General features: G+C 69.7%; 24 protein-coding genes. 11 read left to right on the top strand and 13 right to left on the bottom strand.

All coding sequences use genetic code 11. The features are described from left to right. Positions 1-66 precede the first annotated feature (66 nt). The gene (locus KHU32_RS12930) at positions 67-999 is read left to right on the top strand and encodes a SphA family protein (RefSeq protein ID WP_213670493.1); all 933 of its coding nucleotides are present in this window, start codon (positions 67-69) and stop codon (positions 997-999) included. A 609-nt stretch (positions 1,000-1,608) separates the two neighbouring features. Next, a complete protein-coding gene (locus KHU32_RS12925; RefSeq protein ID WP_213670492.1) occupies positions 1,609-2,079 on the top strand; it encodes a hypothetical protein in 471 nt (156 codons plus the stop codon). Between the two features lie 154 nt (positions 2,080-2,233). Here the strand turns inward: KHU32_RS12925 and KHU32_RS12920 are convergent, their stop codons facing one another. Genes KHU32_RS12920 through KHU32_RS12910 form a run of 3 tightly spaced genes read right to left on the bottom strand, consistent with a single transcriptional unit; the run spans position 2,234 to position 4,271 of the window. Next, positions 2,234-2,575, bottom strand: a complete 342-nt coding sequence (locus KHU32_RS12920) for a DMT family transporter (protein WP_213670491.1) — start codon at positions 2,573-2,575, stop codon at positions 2,234-2,236. Then, positions 2,572-3,531, bottom strand: coding sequence for a glycosyltransferase family 2 protein (locus KHU32_RS12915; RefSeq protein WP_213670490.1), 960 nt, complete (start codon positions 3,529-3,531; stop codon positions 2,572-2,574). The genes KHU32_RS12920 and KHU32_RS12915 overlap by 4 nt, the downstream gene beginning before the upstream one ends. Continuing rightward, positions 3,528-4,271: a class I SAM-dependent methyltransferase gene (locus KHU32_RS12910; protein ID WP_213670489.1), complete on the bottom strand. Its 744-nt coding sequence runs from the start codon at positions 4,269-4,271 to the stop codon at positions 3,528-3,530. The genes KHU32_RS12915 and KHU32_RS12910 overlap by 4 nt, the downstream gene beginning before the upstream one ends. A 133-nt stretch (positions 4,272-4,404) precedes the next feature. Between KHU32_RS12910 and KHU32_RS12905 the strand changes: the two genes are divergently transcribed. Genes KHU32_RS12905 through KHU32_RS12885 form a run of 5 tightly spaced genes read left to right on the top strand, consistent with a single transcriptional unit; the run spans position 4,405 to position 9,483 of the window. Then, entirely contained in the window at positions 4,405-5,970 is a 1,566-nt protein-coding gene (locus KHU32_RS12905; protein WP_213670488.1) for a hypothetical protein, read from the top strand. Then, entirely contained in the window at positions 5,967-6,791 is an 825-nt protein-coding gene (locus KHU32_RS12900; RefSeq protein ID WP_213670487.1) for an FAS1-like dehydratase domain-containing protein, read from the top strand. The genes KHU32_RS12905 and KHU32_RS12900 overlap by 4 nt, the downstream gene beginning before the upstream one ends. Further along, positions 6,784-7,725 carry a DMT family transporter gene (locus KHU32_RS12895; RefSeq protein WP_213670486.1) on the top strand — a complete coding sequence of 314 codons (942 nt, stop codon included), beginning with the start codon at positions 6,784-6,786 and terminating at the stop codon, positions 7,723-7,725. The genes KHU32_RS12900 and KHU32_RS12895 overlap by 8 nt, the downstream gene beginning before the upstream one ends. Further along, positions 7,709-8,617, top strand: coding sequence for a DMT family transporter (locus KHU32_RS12890; RefSeq protein ID WP_213670485.1), 909 nt, complete (start codon positions 7,709-7,711; stop codon positions 8,615-8,617). The genes KHU32_RS12895 and KHU32_RS12890 overlap by 17 nt, the downstream gene beginning before the upstream one ends. Continuing rightward, positions 8,614-9,483, top strand: a complete 870-nt coding sequence (locus tag KHU32_RS12885) for an MBL fold metallo-hydrolase (protein ID WP_213670484.1) — start codon at positions 8,614-8,616, stop codon at positions 9,481-9,483. The genes KHU32_RS12890 and KHU32_RS12885 overlap by 4 nt, the downstream gene beginning before the upstream one ends. Positions 9,484-9,498: 15 nt before the next feature. Here KHU32_RS12885 and KHU32_RS12880 read toward each other — a convergent pair whose 3' ends face one another. The 4 genes from KHU32_RS12880 to KHU32_RS12865 are packed head-to-tail and all read right to left on the bottom strand — an operon-like array spanning position 9,499 to position 14,028. Beyond that, the gene (locus tag KHU32_RS12880; protein WP_347265549.1) at positions 9,499-10,227 is read right to left on the bottom strand and encodes an NUDIX hydrolase; all 729 of its coding nucleotides are present in this window, start codon (positions 10,225-10,227) and stop codon (positions 9,499-9,501) included. 4 nt (positions 10,228-10,231) lie between these two features. Then, positions 10,232-11,047 (bottom strand): nitroreductase family protein, encoded by an 816-nt coding sequence (locus KHU32_RS12875; RefSeq protein ID WP_213670482.1) that lies wholly within the window; start codon positions 11,045-11,047, stop codon positions 10,232-10,234. Next, on the bottom strand, positions 11,044-13,080 hold the full coding sequence (locus tag KHU32_RS12870) for an acetate--CoA ligase family protein (protein ID WP_213670481.1): 2,037 nt from the start codon (positions 13,078-13,080) through the stop codon (positions 11,044-11,046). Before KHU32_RS12870 ends, KHU32_RS12875 begins: the two co-directional genes overlap by 4 nt. A 39-nt stretch (positions 13,081-13,119) precedes the next feature. Continuing rightward, the gene (locus KHU32_RS12865) at positions 13,120-14,028 is read right to left on the bottom strand and encodes an SDR family NAD(P)-dependent oxidoreductase (RefSeq protein ID WP_213670480.1); all 909 of its coding nucleotides are present in this window, start codon (positions 14,026-14,028) and stop codon (positions 13,120-13,122) included. A gap of 284 nt (positions 14,029-14,312) precedes the next feature. Here KHU32_RS12865 and KHU32_RS12860 point away from each other — a divergent pair, with 284 nt between their 5' ends. Genes KHU32_RS12860 through KHU32_RS12845 form a run of 4 tightly spaced genes read left to right on the top strand, consistent with a single transcriptional unit; the run spans position 14,313 to position 17,717 of the window. Then, positions 14,313-15,236, top strand: coding sequence for a metal ABC transporter substrate-binding protein (locus KHU32_RS12860; protein WP_213670479.1), 924 nt, complete (start codon positions 14,313-14,315; stop codon positions 15,234-15,236). Then, the gene (locus KHU32_RS12855) at positions 15,236-16,015 is read left to right on the top strand and encodes a metal ABC transporter ATP-binding protein (protein ID WP_213670478.1); all 780 of its coding nucleotides are present in this window, start codon (positions 15,236-15,238) and stop codon (positions 16,013-16,015) included. The genes KHU32_RS12860 and KHU32_RS12855 overlap by 1 nt, the downstream gene beginning before the upstream one ends. Next, positions 16,015-16,869, top strand: coding sequence for a metal ABC transporter permease (locus KHU32_RS12850; RefSeq protein ID WP_213670477.1), 855 nt, complete (start codon positions 16,015-16,017; stop codon positions 16,867-16,869). The genes KHU32_RS12855 and KHU32_RS12850 overlap by 1 nt, the downstream gene beginning before the upstream one ends. After that, a complete protein-coding gene (locus KHU32_RS12845; RefSeq protein WP_213670476.1) occupies positions 16,866-17,717 on the top strand; it encodes a metal ABC transporter permease in 852 nt (283 codons plus the stop codon). Before KHU32_RS12850 ends, KHU32_RS12845 begins: the two co-directional genes overlap by 4 nt. Before the next feature lie 18 nt (positions 17,718-17,735). Here KHU32_RS12845 and KHU32_RS12840 read toward each other — a convergent pair whose 3' ends face one another. Genes KHU32_RS12840 through sufC form a run of 6 tightly spaced genes read right to left on the bottom strand, consistent with a single transcriptional unit; the run spans position 17,736 to position 22,281 of the window. Then, entirely contained in the window at positions 17,736-18,107 is a 372-nt protein-coding gene (locus KHU32_RS12840; RefSeq protein WP_213670475.1) for a HesB/IscA family protein, read from the bottom strand. A gap of 13 nt (positions 18,108-18,120) precedes the next feature. Beyond that, the gene (locus KHU32_RS12835) at positions 18,121-18,432 is read right to left on the bottom strand and encodes an SUF system Fe-S cluster assembly protein (RefSeq protein WP_249681181.1); all 312 of its coding nucleotides are present in this window, start codon (positions 18,430-18,432) and stop codon (positions 18,121-18,123) included. Positions 18,433-18,475: 43 nt separating this feature from the next. Beyond that, positions 18,476-18,949, bottom strand: a complete 474-nt coding sequence (gene sufU, locus KHU32_RS12830) for a Fe-S cluster assembly sulfur transfer protein SufU (RefSeq protein ID WP_213670473.1) — start codon at positions 18,947-18,949, stop codon at positions 18,476-18,478. A 37-nt stretch (positions 18,950-18,986) separates the two neighbouring features. After that, a complete protein-coding gene (locus tag KHU32_RS12825; protein ID WP_213670472.1) occupies positions 18,987-20,246 on the bottom strand; it encodes an aminotransferase class V-fold PLP-dependent enzyme in 1,260 nt (419 codons plus the stop codon). A 2-nt stretch (positions 20,247-20,248) separates the two neighbouring features. After that, positions 20,249-21,544: a Fe-S cluster assembly protein SufD gene (gene sufD / locus KHU32_RS12820; protein ID WP_213670471.1), complete on the bottom strand. Its 1,296-nt coding sequence runs from the start codon at positions 21,542-21,544 to the stop codon at positions 20,249-20,251. After that, complete coding sequence (sufC, locus tag KHU32_RS12815) at positions 21,541-22,281, bottom strand: Fe-S cluster assembly ATPase SufC (protein ID WP_213670470.1); 741 nt, start codon at positions 22,279-22,281, stop codon at positions 21,541-21,543. The genes sufD and sufC overlap by 4 nt, the downstream gene beginning before the upstream one ends. Between the last annotated feature and the right edge of the window lies 1 nt (position 22,282).

Here is a 22,282-nt window from a genome sequence, read left to right as displayed (position 1 = left end):
ATCCACCCGATACGGGCCGCCGGGTCGGCGCCCTAGCCTTCGGCCGCCTGCCCGAAGGAGCACAGCATGCGCGCCAGCAACCTGACCATTCTGACGGGAATGGCGCTGTTCGCCGCCGTGCTGCCGGGCGCGGCCCAGGCCACGGAAGCCGCGGCCGGCCATTACGTCATCGGCGCCAATGCAGCGCCGGGCGCGGGCATCGTGCCGCCGGAGCCTGGCCTCTACTGGGCCTCCCAGACACTCTATTACCAGGGCACACTGGGACGCTCCGTCCAGCTGCCCATCGCGGGGCGGATCGAGTCCGGCCTGCAGGCGGGGTTCTTCAGCACCGCGATCGCCGGGCTCTACGTGCCCAAGCTGGATCTGGGGAACTTCTCGCTCGCCTTCAGCGTGGCCCTGCCGCTGCAGAACCTCGACGCCCGGATCTTCAGCGGCACGCGCGAGCGCAGCGAGAACAACTGGAGCTTCGGCGACATGGTGATCACGCCGGTGGCGCTCGGCTATCGCAGCGGGCAGAACTTCTTCCAGGCGCGGCTCGACATCTTCGCGCCCACCGGGAACTACAGCACCTCGTCCATCGCCAATGTCGGCATGAACTATTGGTCCTTCGTGCCGACCATCGCTTACACCCGCCTCGGCCGGAACTACGACCTCTCGATCGGCGCGGGCATCGACCTCAACACGCGCAACCCGAAGACGCGCTACACCAGCGGCGCCATGTTCCACCTGGACGCGACCGCCATCTACGACGTGGCGCCGGGCTTCGGCCTGGGCATCCTGGCCTCGATGATGAGCCAGGTGGCGGATGATCGGGGAGGCATCGCGGCGCGGCTCAACGGCTTCCGCGGGCAGTCCTTCGCCGTGGGGCCCATCGCCCGGTACAACTTCCAGCTGGGAAGCGCGCATCTGCAGACCATGTTCTCCTGGGCGCCGGAATTCGGCGTGGAGAACCGGCCGACGGGCAATGCCTTCCAGTTCAGGGTCTCCGGCCGCTTCTGATCCGCGTGCGGGCGGGCTTCGCTACAGGGGCCGGCGCGCCAGCAGCGTCACCTGCCGGGCCAGCGAGTTGTCGCCGCCACCTCTCCGCCCTATCGGGGAAGGCCGAGGGCAGCTGGCCCAGAGCCGTCACCACGCGCTGCGGCCCAGCGGGATCCGCCGCGACTTCACCATCCACGCCGATCATCGGGATGCAGCGGGCCGGGATCGGATTCCGCATCCCGAGGGTCGGAACGGCGAGGCCGGACCAGGAGATCGGGGCGGCGTGCAGGCGCATCTCTCTTCTCCCCGCCGTGAGGCCGGAAGGCTAGGGCGGGCATCGCCCAAGCCGGCATCGGGTGAAGGCCCGACCATCGGGCCCATGCGGCCGGGAAACTGCTGCGCCGCGCCGATCGACGGGCGGGAAGGTATCTGGCGGCCCGAGTGAGGCCAGCATGCCGATCTACTCGATCGGCCGGAATGGACCCGGGTGTTGCACCGATACCGCCGGCCGGCCCGCCTGGATCAGGGTCGGTCCTCCAATGGGAAAGTGCGCGCCGCTTGCCCCCGCAACCGGCAGCTTCCCCGCATGACGCAGGATGGGGTCTGAAGATGTTCCATAGAAAGACACTGATGGCGATGACCGCCATGCTGGGCCTCGCCGCCTGCGATATGCCGGCTGGGTCGAGCGGGCAGAGCCAGATGTATCCCCTGCTGGACAGCACGGGACGCGTCGTGGCCTATGCCCCGCCCTCGGCCGTACGGAACGCGCCGCCGGGCACCGCGGTCCGGCTGAATATCAACGGCCAGGATCAGTTGGTGACGCTTGGCCCGCGCACCTCCGAAGGTGCCTCGGCCGGCGTGCCCGTTGTCGTCGGCTCGGAAGACGGACGGCCCGTGGTGACGCGAGTGGGGCCAGGAGCCGGCGATCTCGGACCCACCGGCACGCCCTACGTGACGGGGACGGGCGCGGATGGACGGCCGATCATCACCTACGTCCAGCCGGGCCAGCAGGCACCGACGGGCACGGTAGGCGGGTCACGCCAACGGGCGCCCGGTCAATTGGCGCCGAGAGTGGCACCTGTGGTTGAGCCGGCGCGCTGAGGTTTTCCGGGCGGCGCAGGTTTGGTGGACCGCGTGCTCACCGCCGTTAGGTGAGACGGCCAGCTCGGAGCGGCGGCGGGATTGGGCGTGGTCCGAGAAAAGCCGCGCGGAGCAACTCGCGTCACTATCCACGCCGCAAGGATTTGGGCCGCCTTCAGGCCGTCGCCAGCACGAGGACGCCGGCCGCGATGAGGCTGATGGCCGCCACCTTCTGTGTCCCCAGCGCCTCGCCGAAGAACCACCAGCCGACGAGGGCGATCACCACATAGCTCGCGGCCGTGCAGGGCAGGGCCACGCTCATCGGGATCTTCCGCAGCGCCGCGATGTAGAGCATTGCGCCCATCCCGTAGAAGCAGAGGCCGAGCATGGTCTGCCAACGCAGCATCTGCTCGACGAAGCCCGCGCCGGCGAGCGACTCAGCGCCGGCCTTCAGCAGGATCTGCCCCACCAGCGAGGAGCAGATGGCCGCGGCGAGCGCGATCCAGTGCATCGTCATGACCGGTCCGCCGTCTCATGCGCCCGCACCACGTCGCGCACCACGCCCTGGGGCTTGCCGTTGGCCGAGAGGAAGGCGCGGCCGACATATTCGCCCATCACGCCCAGGATCAGGAACTGCACGCCGGCGATGAGCAGCATCAGCGTCATGCTCGAGGCCCAGCCGGACGGCGTCTCGCTCAGGAAGGCCTCGACGACGACGAAGATCGCCAGGAGGAAGCCTAGCGCGCCCATCGCGGCACCCGCGAAGATGGCGAGGCGCAGCGGCAGGACCGAGAAGTTGGTGGCCAGGTTCAGCCAGAGGCGGATGAGCCGCCGGACCGTGTAGTTGGAGCGCCCTTCCACGCGTGCGTAATGAGCGACCTCGATGGAATCGATCCGCTGCGTCACCTGCATGACCAGGCCGTCGATATAGGGATAGGGGCCGGAATACCGCGCGACCTCCCGCACCACCATCGCGCTCATGCAGCGGAAGGAGGAGAGGTAGAGGCCCTTCGGCTTGTCCATCAGCTGGTCCGCCACCCAGTTCGCGAAGCGCGAGCCCAGGTTGCGCCAGCCCTCGTGCTCCTTCTTGGCGTAGCGCGTGTAGACCACGTCCCAGCCGCCCAGCCGCGCATGGTCGTAGAGGCGGATGACCTCCTCGGGCGGGTTCTGCAGGTCGTCGTCCATGTTGATGACATAGGCGCCGCGCGCGTGCCGGAGCCCGGTCATCACCGCATTGTGCTCGCCGAAGTTCCGGGCGTGCTCGATGTAGGTGAGGGGGACCGTCGCGGTCCGGGCCAGCTCGCGGCAGACGTCGCCGCTGTTGTCCGGGCTTCCGTCATTCACCAGCACGATCTCGAGCCCGCCGGCGGGGCGGAGCGCGGAGAGGGCCTCGACGAGCCGTCCGACCGTCGCGGCACCGCGATAGACCGGCACGACGATGGAAAGGCCGACAGGGTGGTCTGCAAGGGTCATGGACTGTTCTCGGAACGAAGGGCGGTCGTGAGGAGCGAGCCGCCGGCCGGGAAGCGGAGCCCGGCGCGCAGCAGCCCGGCCTCGAGGCGGCAGATGGCGTAGAGGCTGGCATCGAGCCAGGCGGGGTAGGGCATCACGTCGGAGGCATCCTCCTCGCCACGGGCCAGGACCTTGCGCTGCAGGACCATCAGCGGGAGCAGCAGGCTGATCCAATGGCGGGGATCGGGCGCCGTGAAGCCCGAGGAGGTGAGCATCGCCTTCGCCCCCGCGCGCTCGAACCGGCGGACGTTGTGCACGCGCAGGTCATGGGCCGACTTCAGCCATTCATGCCCGGGCAGGTTGAGCACGAGCAGGCCGCCCGGCCGCAGGACGCGGCGGAATTCCGCGAGGGCCGCGTCGGGATCCACGCCGCCATGGCAGATGACGTCGAGGCTGACGACGGCATCGAAGCAGGCATCCGGGAAGGGCAGGGCATTCACCGTTCCGCAGGCGACCCGTGCCTTCGCCTTGGCGGTGGCGCGGGCAGCCGCGGCCTCGGCGAATTCCAGGCCGTAGAGATCGGCCTCGGGCCGGGCCTGCCGCAGGCGCGCCAGGAACCCGCCGGTGCCGCAGCCGGCATCGAGCACGCGGGCGGTGCGCGGCAGCGGCGCCAGCGCCTCGAGCGCGTGGCGATGCATGGCGCGATACCACCACATCCGGTCCTCGACCGAGTCCATCAGGCTGTATTCGGCAGCTTCCACGGGAGTCTTCTCCGCTCCCGGGGCGGCGGCTGCAAGTCATCCTTGCGTCCGAAGCAGGGCAGATCGCCCGGAAAGTGCCGCAATGGCAGCGCAGGACGGGCTAAGGTGCGAGGCAAAGGCCGAGCCTAAGCGAATGAACCAGAGCACACTGCCCGGCCTCCCTTCCATCGATCCGGAACCGCAACGGCGAACCGCCCTCGGCTTGCCGCCGCTGGTCCCGATCCTGGTCGGGCTCGTGGTCCTCGCCTTCCTGGTGATGGTGATCTCGCCGCCCATGAACCACGACGTGGCGGCGGTGCTCGACTTCGCCATGCGCTGGCGGAACGGAGAGGTCCTCTATCGCGACCTCATAGACATGAATCCGCCGCTCATCTTCATGCTCACGCGCGGCGCCGTCGTGCTGGGAGAGGCGTTCGGCATCGGGCCGATCCAGTCGGTCCTGTGGTCGGTGCTGATGCTTTGCGCGATCGGCGCCACGCTGGCGCTCCGGCTCTGGCGGGACCTGCCGAAGGGGCCGATCGAGGCCGCCGCGGTCGCGGTGGGGCTGCCCCTGCTGCTGATCACCGTCGCCTATGATTTCGGCCAGCGCGAGCATCTCATGCTGGCGGCCTCGCTGCCCTATCTCATGCTGGCCACGCGCCGGGCCGAAGGGGTGGCGACGTCCCGCCCGCTGGCGCTCGGCGTCGCCGTGCTGGCCGCGTGCTTCTTCGCGCTCAAGCCGCATTTCCTGGGCATCCCGGCCCTGGTCGAGCTCTATGTCCTCTGGCGGGTGGGCCGGCCGGGTTTCCGGGATCCGGTGCCCTGGGTCATGGCGGTCGTCTGGATCGCCTATCTCGCGATGATCCAGCTCGCCTTCCCTGCCTACACGCAATTCGCGCTGCCGCTGGCGGTCGAGTTCTACCACAGCTCGGGCGGGCTGACCTGGGTGCTGGCGAACGAACGGATGGCGCCTTCGATACTGGTCATGCTGCCGGCCGCCGCCATCGCCCTGCGCCGGCCGCGCGGGCTCGCCCCCGTGCTGGCGCTTGCGGGGCTGGCGGCGCTGGCCGCGGCGCTCATCCAGATGCGCGGTTGGACCTACCACGCCATGCCGTTCAAGCTGCTGGGCAGCCTGCTGGCGGCGCAGCTCACGGGCCGCTGGCTGGACGCGAACCTCCGCACGCCGGCCAGAGCCGCCCCGGGCTTCGCGGCCCTGACCGCCGGCTTCTTCACGCTCCAGGCGCTGTTGAATGGCGAGACCTGGCGGGCGGTCTCGTTCGAGGGTTCCTGGCCCGGGGTCATCGCGGCGGAGATCGGCAGGGATGCGCCGGGCGGGCGCGTGCTCGTCCTCGCGCCCGGCATCCACCCGATCTTTCCGGCGATCAACTATGCCCATGCGCTTTCGACCCTGCCGACTCTCAACAACTGGCTGGTCCAGGCCGCGAACGAGACGTGCCTGCCCAACGGCGCGCGCTACCGCGAACCCAGCGAGATGGGCGTGGGCGAGCGCCTGATCTGGGATGCCGTCACCCAGGGCATGGCACACCGGCCCCCGGAGGCCTTGATGGTCGCGCGTGACACGTCCATCCCCTTCTGCGGCCGGGACTTCGATTACCTCGAATATTACGGCCGTGATCCGGGCTTCGCCGCGGCGCTGCAACGCTACCGCCTGAAGGCCGATTTCGCCGGCTACCGGATTTTCCAACGCGAGGACCCATGACCTACCAGGACTATGTCGGCCGCACCGAAACCCAGGAGGATCGGTTGGACCCGCGCCTGGTCGCCGGCCTGGCCGCCACGCTCGACCGGCCGGTTCCCGAGGGAGAGATCCCGCCGCTCTGGCATTGGATGCTCTTCCAGGATTGGCGCCGGCCGGACGGCGTCGGGACCGACGGCCATCCGAAGCGCGGCGGCTTCTTGCCGCCCGTCGACGACCTGCCGCGCCGCATGTGGGCCGGCGGAAGGCTGGAATTCACCTCCAACGCCCTGCGCGCCGACGAGGTGGTGCGCCGCCGTTCGACCATCACCGCGGTCTCCGAGAAGTCGGGCGGCTCGGGCCGGCTGGTCTTCGTGACGGTGCGGCACGAGGTCAGCGGCGCCGCCGGCCCGGTGCTGCATGAGGAGCAGGACATCGTCTATCGCGGTGCCGAGGGCGCGGCCGTGCGCGCGGGCGAGGCGGCGCCGGACTTCGCGGCCGATGCGCGGCTGGATCTCCTGCCCGATGCCCTCCTGCTGTTCCGCTACTCCGCGCTGACCGGCAACGGCCACCGCATCCATTACGACCGCCCCTATGCCACGGGCGAGGAGGGCTATCCCGGCCTCGTCGTCCACGGCCCGCTGCAGGCGACCTTCCTGGCCCAGACCATCCTGGAGGCGGCACCCGGCCTTAGGCTGCAGCGCTTCGCCTTCCGTGGCCGCCGCCCCGCCTTTGCCGACAATCCGCTGAGCGTGCTCGCGCGCGTCGAGGGCGATCGCGCCGTGGCCGAGACGCGTGACGGCACGGGCGCCATCTGTATGCAGGCCGAGGCCGTCCTTGGCTGAAGCAGCGCCGGGCCGGTCGACCAGCGGAGAGGCAGCTGTCCGAGGCCTCACCATCGCGCTGACGGGCTTCGTCATCATCACGCTGGCCGACGTCGCGGTGAAATTTGCCCTGCCGACCATCGGCGTTGTCGGCGCGCTGCTGTGGCGTGGGTGTGCCGGGGCGACGGCGGTTGCGCTGATGTCGCGTGGGCGCAACCTCTGGCCGCGCAATCTCCGGCTGATTTTGCTGCGTTCCTCGCTGCACTGCGCGAGCTCCATCATCTGGTATGTCGTCTGGGTCCGGGGCTACCGTCTCGCGGATTCCTATGCCGTCGCGGCCGCCGCACCGCTCCTGATGACGCTGCTCGCCATTCCCATGCTCGGCGAAAAGGTGGGCTGGCGGCGCTGGACCTCCTGTCTCGTCGGCTTCTGCGGCGTGCTGGTCATGCTGCAGCCCGGGGGCGACCTGTGGCGCTGGGAGACGGCGCTGCTGCTCGTCGCGGTCTGCGCCATGGCCGTCAGCCGCATCTGGACGCGCGTGCTGGCCGCCACCGACACCCCCACCACCATCGCCTTCTGGCTCATGCTCATCCACATTCCCTTCGGTCTCGCGGTGCTGCCCTTCCCGATCTTCTGGCCGGAGGTGGGGGGAGGGCCGAACCTATTCCCGTCCTTCACCCTGGTGCTGCTGCTCTGCTTCTTCGGCGCGTCCAACGCGGTGGCGCATATGCTCTTCTCGCGCGGCTATGCGCTGGCGAGCGTCGCGACCCTCGCGCCGCTGGAATACACGCCGCTCCTCTGGGGCCTGGCCCTGGGCTTCGTCATCTTCGGCGAGGTCCCGGCTTGGACCACGCTCGGCGGTGCGGCCATCGTTATCTGCGCCGGCATTTACAACGTTCATCGCGAGCGCGTGCGCCGCGCCGAGGAAAGGGCGAAACGTGCCGCTGAGGCATGACGCGCGCCGCGGCGCGCTGCTCATGCTGGCCGCGACCGCGCTCTTCACCATCATGGGTGCGCTGATCAAGCTGATCGGCGACCGCGTCCACTTTTTCGAGATCATGTTCTTCCGCAGCCTCTTCGCGATGCCGGTGGTGCTGGCCATCGTGCTGCGCATGGGCAATCCGCAGCTCGCGACGAAGCGGCTGCCGGCCCATGTGCTGCGCGCCCTGACCGGCGCGGCGGCCATGGCCTGCTCCTTCTACTCGCTGACCCTGCTGCCCTTCGCGGAGCAGACCGCGCTCACCTACACCACGCCCATCTTCGCGACGCTGCTGGCCATCCCCTTCCTGGGCGAGAAAGTGGGCGTGCACCGGTTCAGCGCGGTCGGCCTTGGCTTCGTGGGCGTGCTGGTGATCGCGCTGGGGCAGGGGGCTTTCGGCGGGCAGGTCGATCCGTGGATCGCCATCGGCATGGGCCTCGCCACCATCCACGGCCTTTTCTCCGCCTCGAGCACGCTGCTGGTGCGCACCCTTTCCGGGACCGAGCGGTCGACCACCATCGTCATCTGGCAGTCCCTGTTGACCACGGCCCTCACTGCCCTGGCCTTGCCTTTCGTCTGGACGACGCCTTCGTGGGAGACCTTCCTGGTGCTGATCGCTATCGGCGGCGTGGGCGGCGTGGCGCAGGTGATGTTGACGGAAGCCTATGCCAGCGCGCAGGTCTCCTCGCTCGGGGCCTATTCCTATACGGGCATCCTCTGGGCCGTGGTCATCGGCTGGCTGTTCTTCGGCGAGCAGCCCGGCTGGCCGACCTTCCTGGGCGCGGGCTTGATCGTTCTTGCCGCCCTCTACATCCTGCGCCGCGAGATGATCCGCGCCGCGCAGAAGAAGTCAGGAGCCAGGCCTTGAATATTCCCTTCCGGCGCGAGGACGCGCTGGTGTCCGGCGAGGTGGAGACCATCGCCCCCGGCGTGCGCCGCCTGCTCTGCGATAATCCGAGCGCCTTCACCTTCCGCGGCACCAACACCTATCTGATCGGCACCGGCAGCTCCGTCGCGGTGCTCGATCCTGGGCCGGTGAACGAGGCGCATCTCGCCGCGATCCTGGACGCCACGCGCGGCGAGACCATCACACAGATCGTCGTCTCGCACACGCATCGGGACCATTCGCCCGGCGTGGCGCCGCTGAAGGAGATCACCGGCGCCACGACCTACGGCTACGGCCCGCACGCGACGCCTGGCGTCGGCGGCGACGAGAGCTTCGTCCCCGAGATCCGCCTGGCCGACGGCCAGACGGCGGAGATCGGCGGCCGTGCGGTGACGTCGCTGTTCACGCCCGGCCATTGTGGCAACCATCTCTGCTTCGCATTGGACGGCACCGGCATCCTCTTCAGCGCCGACCACGTGATGGCCTGGTCCACCAGCGTCGTCAGCCCGCCCGATGGCAGCATGCGCGCCTATATGGACAGCATCGCGAAGCTCCGCGCGCGCGAGGGCATCGACACGCTCTACCTCCCGGGCCATGGCCCGAGCCTGCCGGACCCGATGCCCTTCCTGGATGGCCTTTCGGCGCACCGGCAGAAGCGCGAAGAGCGCATCGTCGCGGCCCTGCGCGATCGTGGGCCCTCCACGGTCGAGGCGCTGGTCGGGCCGGTCTACGGCCCGCTCGATCCAAAGCTCGTCGCAGCAGCGGGGCGCAGCATGCTGGCGCAGCTCCTCATGCTGGAGGAAGAAGGCGCAGCGGCCAGGGACGGCGAGGTCTGGAAGCTTAATTGAGGGGGCTCTGCCCCCTCAAACTCCCCTGCCAGGGCTTTTGGCCCTGGACCCTGGGGTTTTTTCAGGGAGGCGACTATCGCGGCCCTGGATGCGGATGAACTGGCGGTGCACGCGCTCCGCCGCCGGCGTCGCCAGCCAAGCCTCGAATTCCTCGAGGATCATCGCAGTGATCTTGGCCACGGGCTGCGCGTGCAGCTCCGTCAGCGCGAAGAAGCGGATCTCCTCGAGCTCGCCCGAGCCGCGGATCTCGCCCGTCGCGTGGCGCGCCTCGGCGATCAGGAAGCGCGCGTGGAAGCGCATCGGGCGATCGGCCGGCGTGATCGCGCGTGTCAGATAGCTCAGCGGCGCGAAGTCCGGGCGCAGCGTTTCGCCCTCCATCCGGCCCACCACCAGGCCGGCCTCCTCATGCAGCTCGCGCAGCGCGCAATAGGCGAGCGCCCGTGCGCGGGCCGGCGTGCCGCTGATCTCCAGCAGGCGGCGTGTCTCGGCGGAAAGGGCGCTGATCGGCTGCGCGCGGTGGTCGTCGTGATCCACGCGCCCGCCGGGGAAGACCAGCACGCCCGGCATGAAGCGCAGATTGTGGTGCCGCCGGCCCATCAGGATCTCGATGCCGCGCGGGCCATCCTTCCAGAGGATCAGGCTGGCCGCGTCCTTGGGCCGTACGGCCCGCCTCGGCGGGCGGCCGCCCTGGTCGGCGCCGCCGGGATTGTCGTCCTGCGTCGGGGCGGCGGCGGGTTGCTTCACGTGGTCAGTCAAGCGCGAAGCCACGCGATCTGAGCCATGTCCTGAACCCCGCCCGCTCCGGTACGGAAAGCTGCCGGGCCACGTTCTCGGTCCAGCTGCAGCCTTCCGGCGCCGAGCCATGCACTTCCGGATAGCGCGGTTTGGCCTTCTCGCGCCGCGCGTCATAGGCGGCGAGGGCGGCTTCCTCGCCCTCGGTCGAGTAGCGGTCGCGATGGATCACCACGGAGGGCGGCAGGCGCGCGCTGGGCTCGTTGCGCGCGGAAGGCCAGCCCAGGGTCAGTCCCGCGATGGGGAAAACGCCCTTGGGCAGCGAGAGCAGCGGCCCGACTTTCTCCAGGTGGTTGCGCACATAGCTGATGGGGCAGGTGCCGAGGCCCGCAGCCTCGGCAGCCGCGATGGTCATGCCCAGGGCCAGCGCGGAATCCACCGTCGCGTTCAGCAGGGTGTCGAGGTTGTCGTTCGCGTGCTCGCGGCCGGCGCGGGCGGTGATGTCGCGGTTGCGGCGGATATCGGCGCAGAAGATCAGCAGGACGGGCGCGTCCTTGATCCAGGGCATGCTGCCGATCCAGTCGGCGATGGCGGCGATGCGGGCCTTGTCCTCCAGCACGACGATGGAGAGCTGCTGCATGTCGCTCTTGCTCGGCGCCGATTGCGCGGCGGCGAGCACGGTGGCGAGCAGCGGCTCCGGGATGGCGTCGGGCTTGTAGCGGCGCGTCACGCGCCGATCGAGGATCGCGGCCAGCGCGGGCGGGATATCGGCCGGCGGCTCGAAGGGGAGGTGGCCGAAGCGGGCCTCGATCAGGGGACGAGGATCGGTCATGCGCGTACCACCCAGGCATCGGCGACGGTGACGCCGCTCTCGTGAATCATCAGGGGATTGACCTCTGCCTCGGCGATGTCGGGCATGGTCGCGAGGCGCGAGACGGCGACGATGGCCTTCACCAGCGCCTCGACATCGCCCTTCGGCAGGCCGCGCCAGCCCTCGATGACGCGCAGCGCCCGGACTTCGGCGATCATCTCGCGCGCGCCCGCCTCGTCGACGGGGGCGAGGCGCAGGGCCACGTCGCGGTGCAGTTCCGCCAGCACGCCGCCGGCGCCGAGCAGCACCACGGGGCCGACCTCGGCATCGCGCCGGAAGCCAAGGATCACCTCGGACAGGCCGCTCGACATGGGCTGGACGAGGAAGCCGGTGAGCCGGGCTTCCGGGGCAGCGACGTTCACGCGCGCTTCCATCCGCGCCGCGGCTTCGGCAAGAGCTTCCGCATCGGGGAGGTTCAGCGCGACGCCGCCGGCCTCGGTCTTATGCGCGATATCGGGCGACAGGATCTTCAACGCGACGGGGTAGCTCATCCCCTCCGGAACATCCGCGACATCGCCCATCCGCGCATAGGGCGTGGCGAGGCCCAGCGCGGCGAAGAGGTCGCGTGCATCGCCCTCGTCGGGCGCTTCGGCCAGATCGAAGAAGGGCGGCATCGAGATGTCGGCCGGGACGGGCGCACGCCAGTCGAGATAGGCGCGCAGGGCGTCGGCCAGGCTTTCTGGCGTGCGGAAAGCGGGGATACCGGCCTCGGCCAGCAGCCGCAGCGAGGCATCGGCCTGGGGAACCAGGAAGGCCGCCACAAGCTTCTCCGCGCCCACCGCGTCGCGGCCGCGCAGAATGCCGGCCACCGCATCGGCGGGGCGGAACTGGGCGGAGGAACCGATGACGGGGATGACCGCATCCGTATCGCCGGCGGCGGCCAGCGCGGTGATGGCGGCCTCGATGCGCTCGGGCCTGGTGCCGGCCAGCGTCATGTCGAGCAGCCGACCATGCGGATGCATGTCGACGGCGTGCAGCTTTTCGGTCGCGGCGGCATCCGGCGCGCGCGCCTCGATGCCGGCCACGCCCAGCGCGTCCACGACCATGGCGCCGCCGCCGCCCGTCGTCGTCAGGACCGAGACGGCGCGATGCGGCTGGGCGAGGGGCTTGCGGCCGAGCACCAGTGCCGGCAGCTCCAGGAAGCTCTCCAGCATGGTCGCGCGCAGGATGCCGTTGGCACGGAAGAAGGCCTCGGCCGCGGCATCGCTGCCGGCCAGCGCGCCGGTATGGCTCGTCGCGAGCTCGGCGCCGTAGCTCGACCGGCCGAGCTTGTAGGCGATGAGCGGCTTGCCGGCCGCATGGGCGAGGCGCGCGGCCTCGACGTAATGCTCGGGCGCGCGGATCGCCTCCAGGAAGAGCATCACGGCATCCACGCCCGGATCCTGGACCAGCATGGCGGCGATCTCGCCGGCCGTGAGATCGGCCTCGTTGCCGGTCGCGATCAGGTGGCTGAAGCCCAGGCCGCGCGCGGCGCCGCGGCTCATGATCGCGCCGAGCATGGAGCCCGACTGACTGACCAGCGCCAGGCGACCGGGCGGCAGCGTCTCCGCCTCCAGCGCCGCGTTCACGCTGGCCGCGATCTTCTCGGGGATATTGATGATGCCCATGGAATTGGGGCCGAGCAGCCGCAGGCCGGCGGCCTTCGCGGCGGCAACGCAGCGGTCCTGCAGCGCCTGGCCCTCGGGCCCGGCCTCGGCGAAGCCGTCGGCCAGGATGCAGGCGACCTTGGCGCCCTTGGCCGCGACCGCGGCAATCTGCGATTCCACCTGCCCGGTGCCGAGCAAGATATAGGCGAAGTCGATGGAGCCGGGGATGTCCTCCACCCGGGCAAAGGCGCGCTCGCCCAATACTTCGGACGCGCGCGGATTGACCGGGTGAAGGGCACCGCCATAGCCGTGCTTGCGCAGGTAGATCTGTGCGCGCGCCGTGAGGCGCGCGGGGTCGCCCGAGGCGCCGATGAGCGCGATGCTGGAGGGCGCGAGCAGCGCCCTCATGGCGAAACGCGCCCCGGCGCCCCGGACGTGGGCCTCACGTCAGACGGGATCCCAGCTGAACACGTCACCCGAGCGTTCCATCGGCACGAAGCTGGAGCGGAAGGCCGGCAGCGCGATCTCGGCAATCTTCTCCGGCGTCCAGCCCGGCTCGCTGTGCACGGAGCGGATCGGACGGTTCTGGCTGAACAGGAACAGCTCATGCATGCGCGGCGCGAAGATCTGGCCGGTGACCTCCTTCGCGGCGTCCGAGGCGAGGAACACCGCGAGCGGCGCGTTCTTCTCCGGGCCCATGCGCATGATGCGCTCGACGCGCGCCTTCTGCTCCGGCGTCTCGGCCGGGATGGAGCTCGTCATGCGCGACCAGGCGAAGGGCGCCAGGCAGTTGGAGCGCACGTTGTAGCGCTTCATGTCGAGCGCGATGGACTTCGACAGCGCGACGATGCCGAGCTTGGCCGCCGAGTAGTTCGCCTGGCCGAAGTTGCCGATGAGGCCCGAGGTGCTGGTGATGTGGACGAAGCTGCCGCTTTCCTGCTTGCGGAAATGCTCGGCGGCGGCGCGGCTCATGAAGAACGTGCCGTTGAGGTGCACGTTGATGACCGACAGCCACTCTTCCGGCGTCATGCGGTGGAAGATCTGGTCGCGCAGGATGCCCGCGTTGTTCACCACGATGTCGATCTTGCCGAAGGCGTCGATCGCGGTCTGGATGATCTTCTTGGCGTTGTCCCACTCGGAGACGCTGTCCGTGTTGATGACGGCCTGGCCGCCCTTCTGCTCGATGATCGCCTTGGTCTGCTCGGCCGGGGAGGCGGAGAAGCCCTCGCCGCCCAGCGAGGCGCCGATGTCGTTGATGACGACCTTCGCGCCGGCCTCGGCCATGGCGATGGCGATCTCACGCCCGATGCCGCCACCCGCACCGGTGACGACGGCAACCTTGTCCTTGAGCATCATAGTCGCGATTCCTCCTACCGAATGGTCGGTCGGAAGCTAGAACGCAGAGCGGGAAGCGTGAAGGCCCGGGGGGCGCTTTGTCGGCCACGCCTGGTTTGGAGCTCGGTACCGCCGGATGGTCGCGAATGTGGGTGCCCGGCGCCCGCGCTTCCTGGCGCGAGGCAGGCCAGGGCGCTTGACGGCTTTCCTTCGGCTTCCAAATATAGCACAAACTAAATTGTGCTTGTCTCACCCGAATGTGATCCGGCGGCGTGATTGTTCGGTCGGCGCGATAGGAGACTGTGATGGCGCCGTTCGCTTCCCGCCGGGTCCTGCTCGGCGCTCTTCTGACCGGGATCGCCAGCCCGCGCCTGGCGCGCGCCCAGGCCCCTGGCGCCCCCAAGCGCGTGGTCGCGACCTTCACCGTCCTGGCCGACATGGCGCGGAACGTCGCGGGCGAGGGCGCCGTCGTGGAGAGCCTCACCCGGCTGGGCGCCGAGATCCACGACTATGACCCGACGCCGCAGGACGTCGCCCGGGCGCGCGGCGCCGATCTCGTGCTCTGGAACGGCATGGGGCTGGAGCGCTGGTTCGAGCGCTTCTTCAGCCGCGTGGGCCAGGTGCGCCAGGCGGTGCTGACCGAGGGCGTAACGCCCATCGGCATCGGCGAGGGGCCCTATCAGAACCAGCCCAACCCGCATGCCTGGATGTCGCCGCGCCTCGCGCTGACCTATGTGGAGAATATCCGCAAGGCGCTGACGGAGCTGGACCCCGCGCGCGCCGAGCTTTTCGCCGCCAATGCGGCCGCCTATTCCGAGCGCATCCGTGCCCTGGACGCGACGCTCCAGGCCCGCCTCGCCACCATTCCGGAGGAGCGGCGCGTCCTCGCCACCTGCGAGGGCGCCTTCAGCTACCTGACCCGCGACTACGGCCTGCGCGAGGCCTATCTCTGGGCCATCAATGCCGAGGAGGAGGGCACGCCGCGGCAGGTGCGCGCGCTGATCGACGAGCTGCGCCGCAGCCGCCCGCCCGCCGTCTTCTGCGAGAGCACGGTCAACGATCGGCCGATGCGACAGGTGGCGCGCGAGGCCCGGACCCGCTTCGGCGGCGTGCTGCATGTGGACAGCCTCACCGCCGCCGACGGGCCGGCGCCCACCTATCTGCGGCTGCTTGAGGCCAATGCGGATACCATCCTCCAGGCTTTCGGCGCCGAGCAGGCCTCCCGCTGATGGCGGCGGAGAGGCCGTTCGACCTCGCCGTCGAGGATCTCACCGTCGTCTATCCGAACGGCCACACGGCGCTGCGCGAGGCGAGCTTTCGTCTCGGCGCCGGCACGGTCTGCGGGCTGGTGGGCGTGAACGGCGCCGGCAAGTCCACGCTGTTCAAGGCCATCATGGGCCTTGCCCGCCCCAGCGCCGGGCGCGTGCTCATCGCGGGCGAGCCGGTCGAGGCAGCGCTGCGGCGCAATCGCGTGGCTTATGTGCCGCAGAGTGAGGATGTCGACTGGACCTTCCCTGTGCGCGTGCGCGACGTGGTGATGATGGGCCGCTACGGGCACATGAACATCCTGCGTATTCCCCGTGCGGCGGACCGCGAGGCGGTGACGGCCGCGTTGGCGCGGGTCGGCCTCGAAACCTTGGCCGACCGGCAGATCGGCGAACTCTCGGGCGGGCAGCGCAAGCGCGTCTTCCTGGCACGCGCCCTGGCGCAGGGCGCACGGCTGCTGCTGCTGGACGAGCCCTTCACCGGCGTCGACGCGACGACGGAACAGGCGATCATCGCCCTGCTGCGCGCTTTTGCCGGGGAAGGGGGCATCGTCCTCGTCTCCACGCATGACCTCGACAGCATTCCGACCTTCTGCGACCGGGTCGTGCTGGTGAAGCGGACGGTGGTGGCGGCGGGCCCGACCGCGGAGGCCTTCACCGAGGAGAACCTGCGCCTCGCCTTCGGCAGCGCCCTGCGGCGGCCGGGCCTCGCGCCGCGGGAAATCCAGGGACAGCCCGCCTGATGGCCGAGGAGCTGCTGATCCCCTTCCAGTACGATTACATGTTGCGCGCGATGGCCATCGCGGCACTGATCGGCGCCGTGGCGGGGCTGCTCTCCTGCTACGTCGTGCTCAAGGGCTGGTCGCTCATGGGCGATGCGTTGAGCCATGCGGTGGTGCCGGGGGTGGTGCTGGCCTGGCTGGGCGGCATTCCCTTCGCGATCGGCGCCTTCGCCTCCGGCCTGCTGGCGGCGGCGGCAATGGCCGGCCTGCGCGGCCGCACGCCGCTGCGCGAGGATGCCGTCATCGGCGTGGTCTTCACCGGCTTCTTCGGCGCGGGCCTGTTCCTGCTCTCGCTCTTCCCGTCCAACGTGCGGCTGCAGACCATCCTCTTCGGCAACGTGCTCGGCATCGCCGACCTCGACATCCTGCAGATGGCGATCATCTCGGTGATGGTGGTCCTGGCGCTGGCCGTGAAGGGCCGAGACCTGATGCTCTCGCTCTTCGATCCGGTGCAGCTGGTCGCCATCGGCGGCAGCCCGGGCGCGATGCGGCTGCTCCTGCTCACCCTTCTGGCCGCGACGGCGGTGGCCGGGCTGCAGGCGGTGGGGGCGGTGTTGGTAATCGGCATGTTGGTCATCCCCGGCGCCACGGCCTACCTGCTGACAGACCGCTTCGGCCGGATGACGGCCATCGCCGCAGCGATCGGCGCGGGCACCGGCCTGCTGGGCGCCTATCTCAGCTACTTCCTGGACGGCTCCACGGGCGGCGTCATCGTCGTGTCCCAGGCGCTGATCTTCCTGGTCGCGCTCGTCGCTGCGCCCCGGCACGGCATCCTGGCCTCCCGCCGGGCGGTGCGGCGCACGCTTTCCGCATGACGGCGCTGCTCGAGCCCTGGACGCACGGTTTCATGCAGCAGGCGTTGGTCGTCGGGTTGCTGGTGGCCGTGCTGTCGGCGATCCTTTCCTGCTTCGTCGTGCTCAAGGGTTGGTCGCTCATGGGCGATGCGGTCAGCCATGCCATCCTGCCCGGGGTCGTCGGCGCCTATCTCCTCGGCATCCCACTGGTGCTCGGGGCCTTCGTGGCCGGCCTCGCCTGCGCGCTGGGCGCCGGCGCGATCCGGCAGTTCAGCCGCGTGAAGGAGGACACGGCCATGGGCGTGGCCTTCAGCGGGATGTTCGCCCTGGGCCTGGTGATGCTCTCCCAGGTGCGGTCGAACGTACATCTCTCGCATGTGCTGTTCGGGAGCATCCTGGGCATCGAGCAGGAGGATTTCTGGCAGGTCCTGGGCATCACGACCGCGGCCCTGCTGATCCTGGCCATCCGCGGGCGGGACCTGGTGCTGTATTGCTTCGACCCGGGCCAGGCCCGCGCGATCGGCCTGAATGTGGGGCGGCTGCGCCTGCTGCTGCTGGTCGTGCTGGCCGCCAGCATCGTGGCCGCCGTTCAGGCCGTCGGCGTCATCCTGGTCGTGGCGCTGCTGATCACGCCGGGCGCGATCGGCCTTCTGCTGACGGTGCGCTTCGGCCATATGGTGATGGTGGCCGTGACGGCGGCCTGCCTCTCGGTCATCGCCGGCATTCAGATGAGCTTCATGATGAATGCCTCGACGGCGGGCTCGATCGTGGTGGTGTTGACGGGGCTTTTCGTCCTGGCCCTGCTGGGCTCGCCGCGCCACGGCCTGCTGCGCCGGCGCCCGCGCGCGGTCATCGCCGATCCGGACTGAGCCGGACCGGCCTTCACGTCAGACGTGGAAGCTCTCGCCGCAGCCGCAGCGGCCCTTCTCGTTAGGGTTCACGAAGGTGAACCCCGCGCTCATCGCCCGGACCTCGTAGTCCATCATCGTGCCGATGAGGTAGAGGCTGGCCTTGCGGTCCACGAGGATGGTCACGCCCTTGTCGGTCACGCGCTCGTCGCCGGGCGCCTGGGTGTCAACGAAGCTGAGGTCGTAGGCGAGGCCGGAGCAGCCCTTCGTCTTCACGCCGATATGCAGGAGCTTGCCGGCCTCGGCCTTGGCGTAGAGCGCGCGCAGGCGCTCGGCTGCGCCATCGGAGACGCTCATCAGTGGGGGCAGTTCGCGCTTGACCCGCGGGCTGGGGGCGGAGGTGATGCTCATCGCGTGTCTCCTGTCAGTACATGTTGAGGGCGAGGCGCGCGTCTTCGCTCATGCGCGACTGGTCCCAGGGCGGATCCCAGACGATCTCGACCTGGCAGTCCGTGACGCCGGGCACCTGTCGGATGGCCTCTTCGGTCATGCCGGGAAGCTCCTGCGCCGAGGGGCAGGAGGGGGTGGTCAGCGTCATCTCGACCTTCACCTTCCCCGCATCGTCGAACTCGATGGCGTAGATGAGGCCGAGCTCATACACGTCGACCGGAATCTCGGGATCGAAGACGGTCTTGATCGCGGCGATCACGCCCTCCTCGGTGACCTGCGGGAGCATCTCGCCCTCGGGGGTCCAACTCCCATGGTTCGTGGTGGCCGGTTCACTCACTGCTCGTCTCCTTGACGCCGGCCAGGGCGGCGTCCAGCGCATTCCAGGCCAGGGTCACGCATTTTACCCTGCTGGGGAACTTGTGCACGACAGCGAAGACAGACAAGCGGCGAAGCCCATCATTGCTGTCATCGCCGATCCCCGTCTTCGCGATCCCGGCCGCGCGGCGGCCGAGGTCGGTGGTCTCGGCGCGGGTCATGCCGGGGACCAGCGCCGTCAGCAGCGAGGCGCTGGCTTGGCAGATCTCACAGCCGCGCGCGACGTGGCGCGCTTCGCGGATACGCTCGCCGTCCAGGCTTACATAGATGTCCACCCGGTCGCCGCACATCGGATTGTCGCCGCGCGCCGTGGCATCGAAGCTCGCGGGCCTGCCTTGATGGGCCGGATCCCGCGCGAGCTCCCGCAGGGTCCGCGAATAGAGGTCGGCGATATCGCCGGCACCGGAGGGGCTGGCCGCCTCGTTCACGGCGCCGCTCCCTGGTTGCTCTGGCGATCGGGCGGGGTCATGCGAAGAACTTCCGGGCCTCCGTGAGCTTCACCGTCAGGAGGTCGATCTCCTCCGCCGTCGTGTAGAGGCCGAAGGAGGCTCGCGTCGTGCCACCCTCCAGGCCGAAGCGCGCATGCAGCGGCTCCGCGCAATGGCGGCCGGCCCGCACGGCGATGCCGTGGCGGTCGAGATAGGTGGAAAGATCGTGCGGATGCACCCCGTCCAGGGAGAAGGCGAAGACGCCGCCGCGATCCTGCGCGCCGCCGATCAGCGTCAGCCCCTCGATCCGGGGCAGGACGGCCATGGCGTGGTCCACCAGCGCGCGCTCATGCGCCTCGATGGCGCCCATGCCGAGGGTGGTCACGTAGTCGATCGCGGCATGCAGGCCGACGGCCTCGACGATCGGCGGCGTGCCAGCCTCGAAGCGGGCAGGGGCCTCGGCATAGGTGGTGCGCTCGAGGGTGACGCTGCCGATCATGTCGCCGCCGCCCAGGAAGGGCGGCATGGCGTCGAGCAGCGCGCGCTTGCCGTAGAGCACGCCGATTCCCGTCGGGCCGTAGAGCTTGTGGCCGGTGAAGACGTAGAAATCGGCGTCGATCGCCGCCACGTCCACATGGCGGTGCACGGCGGCCTGGCTGCCGTCGAAAAGGACCTTGGCGCCCGCCGCATGCGCCATGCGGGCGATCTGCGCGGCCGGCGTCACCGTGCCCAGGACGTTGGACATATGCGTGACCGCGACCAGGCCGACCTTGCCGTCCGCCAGCTTGGCCGCGAGGTCATCGAGGTCCAGCTCGCCACGGTCGTTCACGCGGACATAGCGCAGGCCGATGCCGCGATTCTCGTCGCGCAGCATCTGCCAGGGCACCATGTTGGCGTGGTGCTCGATCTCGGAGGTCAGCACGAACTGGCCGGGCTTCAGCACCCCGCGCCCGTAGCTATGCGCCACAAGGTTGATCGCCACAGTGCTGTTGGAGGTGAAGACGATCTCCTCCGGCTCGGCCGCGCCGAGGAAGCGCTGCACCGCCACGCGCGCGGCCTCATAGGCCTCGGTCGCCGCCTCGCTGAGCGCATAGGCGCCGCGATGGACGTTGGCGTAGGAGGTTTCGAGACAGCGCGTCATCGCCTCGATCACCGCGCGCGGCTTCTGGGCCGAGGCACCACTGTCGAGGAAGGTGAGCGGCTTGCCGTGCACCGTCGTCGACAGGATCGGGAAATCCTGGCGGATGCGCGCGACGTCGAAGGTCGCGGCGGTCCCGGGGGCGATGATCGTGTCCATGTTCAGGCGGCCTCTCGTTCCCACCAGCCCTCGGTCGCCTCGGCCAGGGCGGCCTGGGCGATGGGGTCGGTGACACCTTCCACGGCTTCCACCAGGAAGGCCTGCACCAGCATGGCGCGGGCCTGCTCGGCGGGGATGCCGCGGGCGCGGAGATAGAAGAGCTGCGCCTCGTCCAGCGCGCCGACCGTCGCGCCGTGGCTGCACTTCACGTCGTCGGCGTAGATCTCGAGCTGGGGCTTGGCGTCGATCTCGGCCTCCTCGGAGAGGAGGAGGGCCTGGTTCATCTGGTAGCCGTCGGTGCGCTGCGCCGCCTGGCGGACCAGGATCTTCCCCTGGAACACGCCGCGCGACTTGCCGGCCAGCACCGTCTTGTAGGTCTGGCGGCTGGCGCAGTCGGGGGCAGCGTGGTCGAGGAAGGTGGTCGTGTCGGCATGCTGGCCGTCGCCGGCGAGCTGCGCGCCGTTCATGTGACAGGCCGCCTTGGGCCCGAGAAGGCTGGCATGGATCTCGTTGCGGACGAGGCGCGCGCCGGCGTTCAGCGTGAAGTTGTCATAGGTGCCGCCCGCCTGCACCGCCGCATGGACGGTCGAGAGCTGGAAGCCCGCGCGCCCCTCGCGCTGGATGCGCACATGGGACAGCGTGGCGCCCGCGCCCACCGCGATCTCGAAGACCGGGTTGTGCAGATAGGTCGCCTCGGCCGGGCCCAGGCTGGTCTCGATCAAAGTGAGGGAGGCGCCGTCGCCCAGGCGGATCAGGTGCCGGGGATGGAAGGCGATGGGGCGGCTGGCATGGCTCGCCACGCTCAGCATCTCGATCACGCCGCCCTCGGCGCCGGCCGGGAGGTCGAGCAGCAGCCCGTCCTCGAACAGCATGGTGTTCAGCGCCACCAGCGGCAGATCCTCGGCCAGCGCGCCGAGGCGGGATTCCGTGCCATCGAGCCCGGCGGCCAGCGAGCCGCAGGGATAGGCCTCCGGCATCACGGAAAGGTTTTCCGCAAAGCGGCCATCGACGAAGACGGCGCGATAGGGCGCACGCATCGGGGGCAGGGCCGGAGCCTCGGCCGCGAGCGTCAGCGCCTCGGAGAAGCCCGCCTGCGCGATGGGCGCGAGGTCGGTGTAGCGCCAGGCCTCGATGCGGCGGTTGGGCAGGCCGGCGGCGGCGAAGAACGCGGCGGCCTCGGCGCGCAGCTTCGCGAGCCAGGGCAGGCGGCCGCCGGGAAGATGCTCGCGCAGCCCCTCGAAGCGGGCGAGGAAGGCCCCCGCGGTGGAAGAGGCGGCGCTGGAGGTCTGGGCGTTCATGCCGCCACCTTCGCGTAGCCCTCCGCCTCCAGCTCCAGAGCGAGCTCCGGTCCACCGGACTTCACGATGCGGCCGCCCATCAGGACATGGACGCGGTCGGGGACGATATAGTCGAGCAGGCGCTGGTAGTGCGTGATGACGAGGGAGGAGAAGTTCGGGCCGCGCATGGCGTTCACGCCATCCGCCACGATCTTCAGCGCGTCGATGTCCAGGCCGGAATCCGTCTCGTCGAGGATGGCGAGCGTGGGCTCGAGGAGCGCCATCTGCAGAACCTCGTTGCGCTTCTTCTCGCCGCCCGAGAAGCCGACATTCACGTTGCGCTTCAGCATGTCGTCCGACATCTGCAGCGCCTTGATCTTGGCACGCGCCAGCTTGAGGAACTGCATGGCGTCCACCTCGGGCTCGCCACGATGCTTGCGCACCGCATTCACCGCCGTGCGGAGGAAATTGGCATTGCCCACGCCGGGCAACTCCACCGGGTACTGGAAGGCCAGGAAGACGCCCGAGCCGGCGCGCTCCTCCGGCTCCATGGCCAGGAGGTCGAGCCCGTTATAGGTCGCGCTGCCGCCGGTGATCTCATAGCCCTCGCGCCCGCTCAGCACGTAGGAGAGCGTGGACTTGCCAGAGCCGTTCGGGCCCATGATGGCGTGGATCTCGCCGGTCGGCACCTCGAGGTCGATCCCCTTGAGGATCTGCTTGCCATCGATTTCGGCGGTGAGGCCTTCGATCTTCAACATA

Source organism: Roseococcus pinisoli, assembly GCF_018413645.1.
GTDB lineage: Bacteria > Pseudomonadota > Alphaproteobacteria > Acetobacterales > Acetobacteraceae > Roseococcus > Roseococcus pinisoli.
The sequence above is the reverse complement of the archived record's forward strand: the minus strand, read 5'-3'. Positions and strand labels throughout refer to the sequence as shown.

Excerpts from the sequence above, each read along its gene's own strand:
- KHU32_RS12920 (WP_213670491.1), bottom strand. The coding sequence starts at position 2,575 with ATGACGATGCACTGGATCGCGCTCGCCGCGGCCATCTGCTCCTCGCTG.
- KHU32_RS12845 (WP_213670476.1), top strand. The coding sequence starts at position 16,866 with ATGACGGCGCTGCTCGAGCCCTGGACGCACGGTTTCATGCAGCAGGCG.
- KHU32_RS12925 (WP_213670492.1), top strand. The coding sequence starts at position 1,609 with ATGGCGATGACCGCCATGCTGGGCCTCGCCGCCTGCGATATGCCGGCT.
- KHU32_RS12850 (WP_213670477.1), top strand. The coding sequence starts at position 16,015 with ATGGCCGAGGAGCTGCTGATCCCCTTCCAGTACGATTACATGTTGCGC.
- KHU32_RS12900 (WP_213670487.1), top strand. The coding sequence starts at position 5,967 with ATGACCTACCAGGACTATGTCGGCCGCACCGAAACCCAGGAGGATCGG.
- KHU32_RS12855 (WP_213670478.1), top strand. The coding sequence starts at position 15,236 with ATGGCGGCGGAGAGGCCGTTCGACCTCGCCGTCGAGGATCTCACCGTC.
- KHU32_RS12825 (WP_213670472.1), bottom strand. The coding sequence starts at position 20,246 with ATGGACACGATCATCGCCCCCGGGACCGCCGCGACCTTCGACGTCGCG.
- KHU32_RS12870 (WP_213670481.1), bottom strand. The coding sequence starts at position 13,080 with ATGAGGGCGCTGCTCGCGCCCTCCAGCATCGCGCTCATCGGCGCCTCG.
- KHU32_RS12915 (WP_213670490.1), bottom strand. The coding sequence starts at position 3,531 with ATGACCCTTGCAGACCACCCTGTCGGCCTTTCCATCGTCGTGCCGGTC.
- KHU32_RS12875 (WP_213670482.1), bottom strand. The coding sequence starts at position 11,047 with ATGACCGATCCTCGTCCCCTGATCGAGGCCCGCTTCGGCCACCTCCCC.
- KHU32_RS12840 (WP_213670475.1), bottom strand. The coding sequence starts at position 18,107 with ATGAGCATCACCTCCGCCCCCAGCCCGCGGGTCAAGCGCGAACTGCCC.
- KHU32_RS12835 (WP_249681181.1), bottom strand. The coding sequence starts at position 18,432 with ATGCTCCCGCAGGTCACCGAGGAGGGCGTGATCGCCGCGATCAAGACC.
- KHU32_RS12905 (WP_213670488.1), top strand. The coding sequence starts at position 4,405 with ATGAACCAGAGCACACTGCCCGGCCTCCCTTCCATCGATCCGGAACCG.
- KHU32_RS12860 (WP_213670479.1), top strand. The coding sequence starts at position 14,313 with ATGGCGCCGTTCGCTTCCCGCCGGGTCCTGCTCGGCGCTCTTCTGACC.
- KHU32_RS12930 (WP_213670493.1), top strand. The coding sequence starts at position 67 with ATGCGCGCCAGCAACCTGACCATTCTGACGGGAATGGCGCTGTTCGCC.
- sufC (WP_213670470.1), bottom strand. The coding sequence starts at position 22,281 with ATGTTGAAGATCGAAGGCCTCACCGCCGAAATCGATGGCAAGCAGATC.
- KHU32_RS12865 (WP_213670480.1), bottom strand. The coding sequence starts at position 14,028 with ATGATGCTCAAGGACAAGGTTGCCGTCGTCACCGGTGCGGGTGGCGGC.
- sufD (WP_213670471.1), bottom strand. The coding sequence starts at position 21,544 with ATGAACGCCCAGACCTCCAGCGCCGCCTCTTCCACCGCGGGGGCCTTC.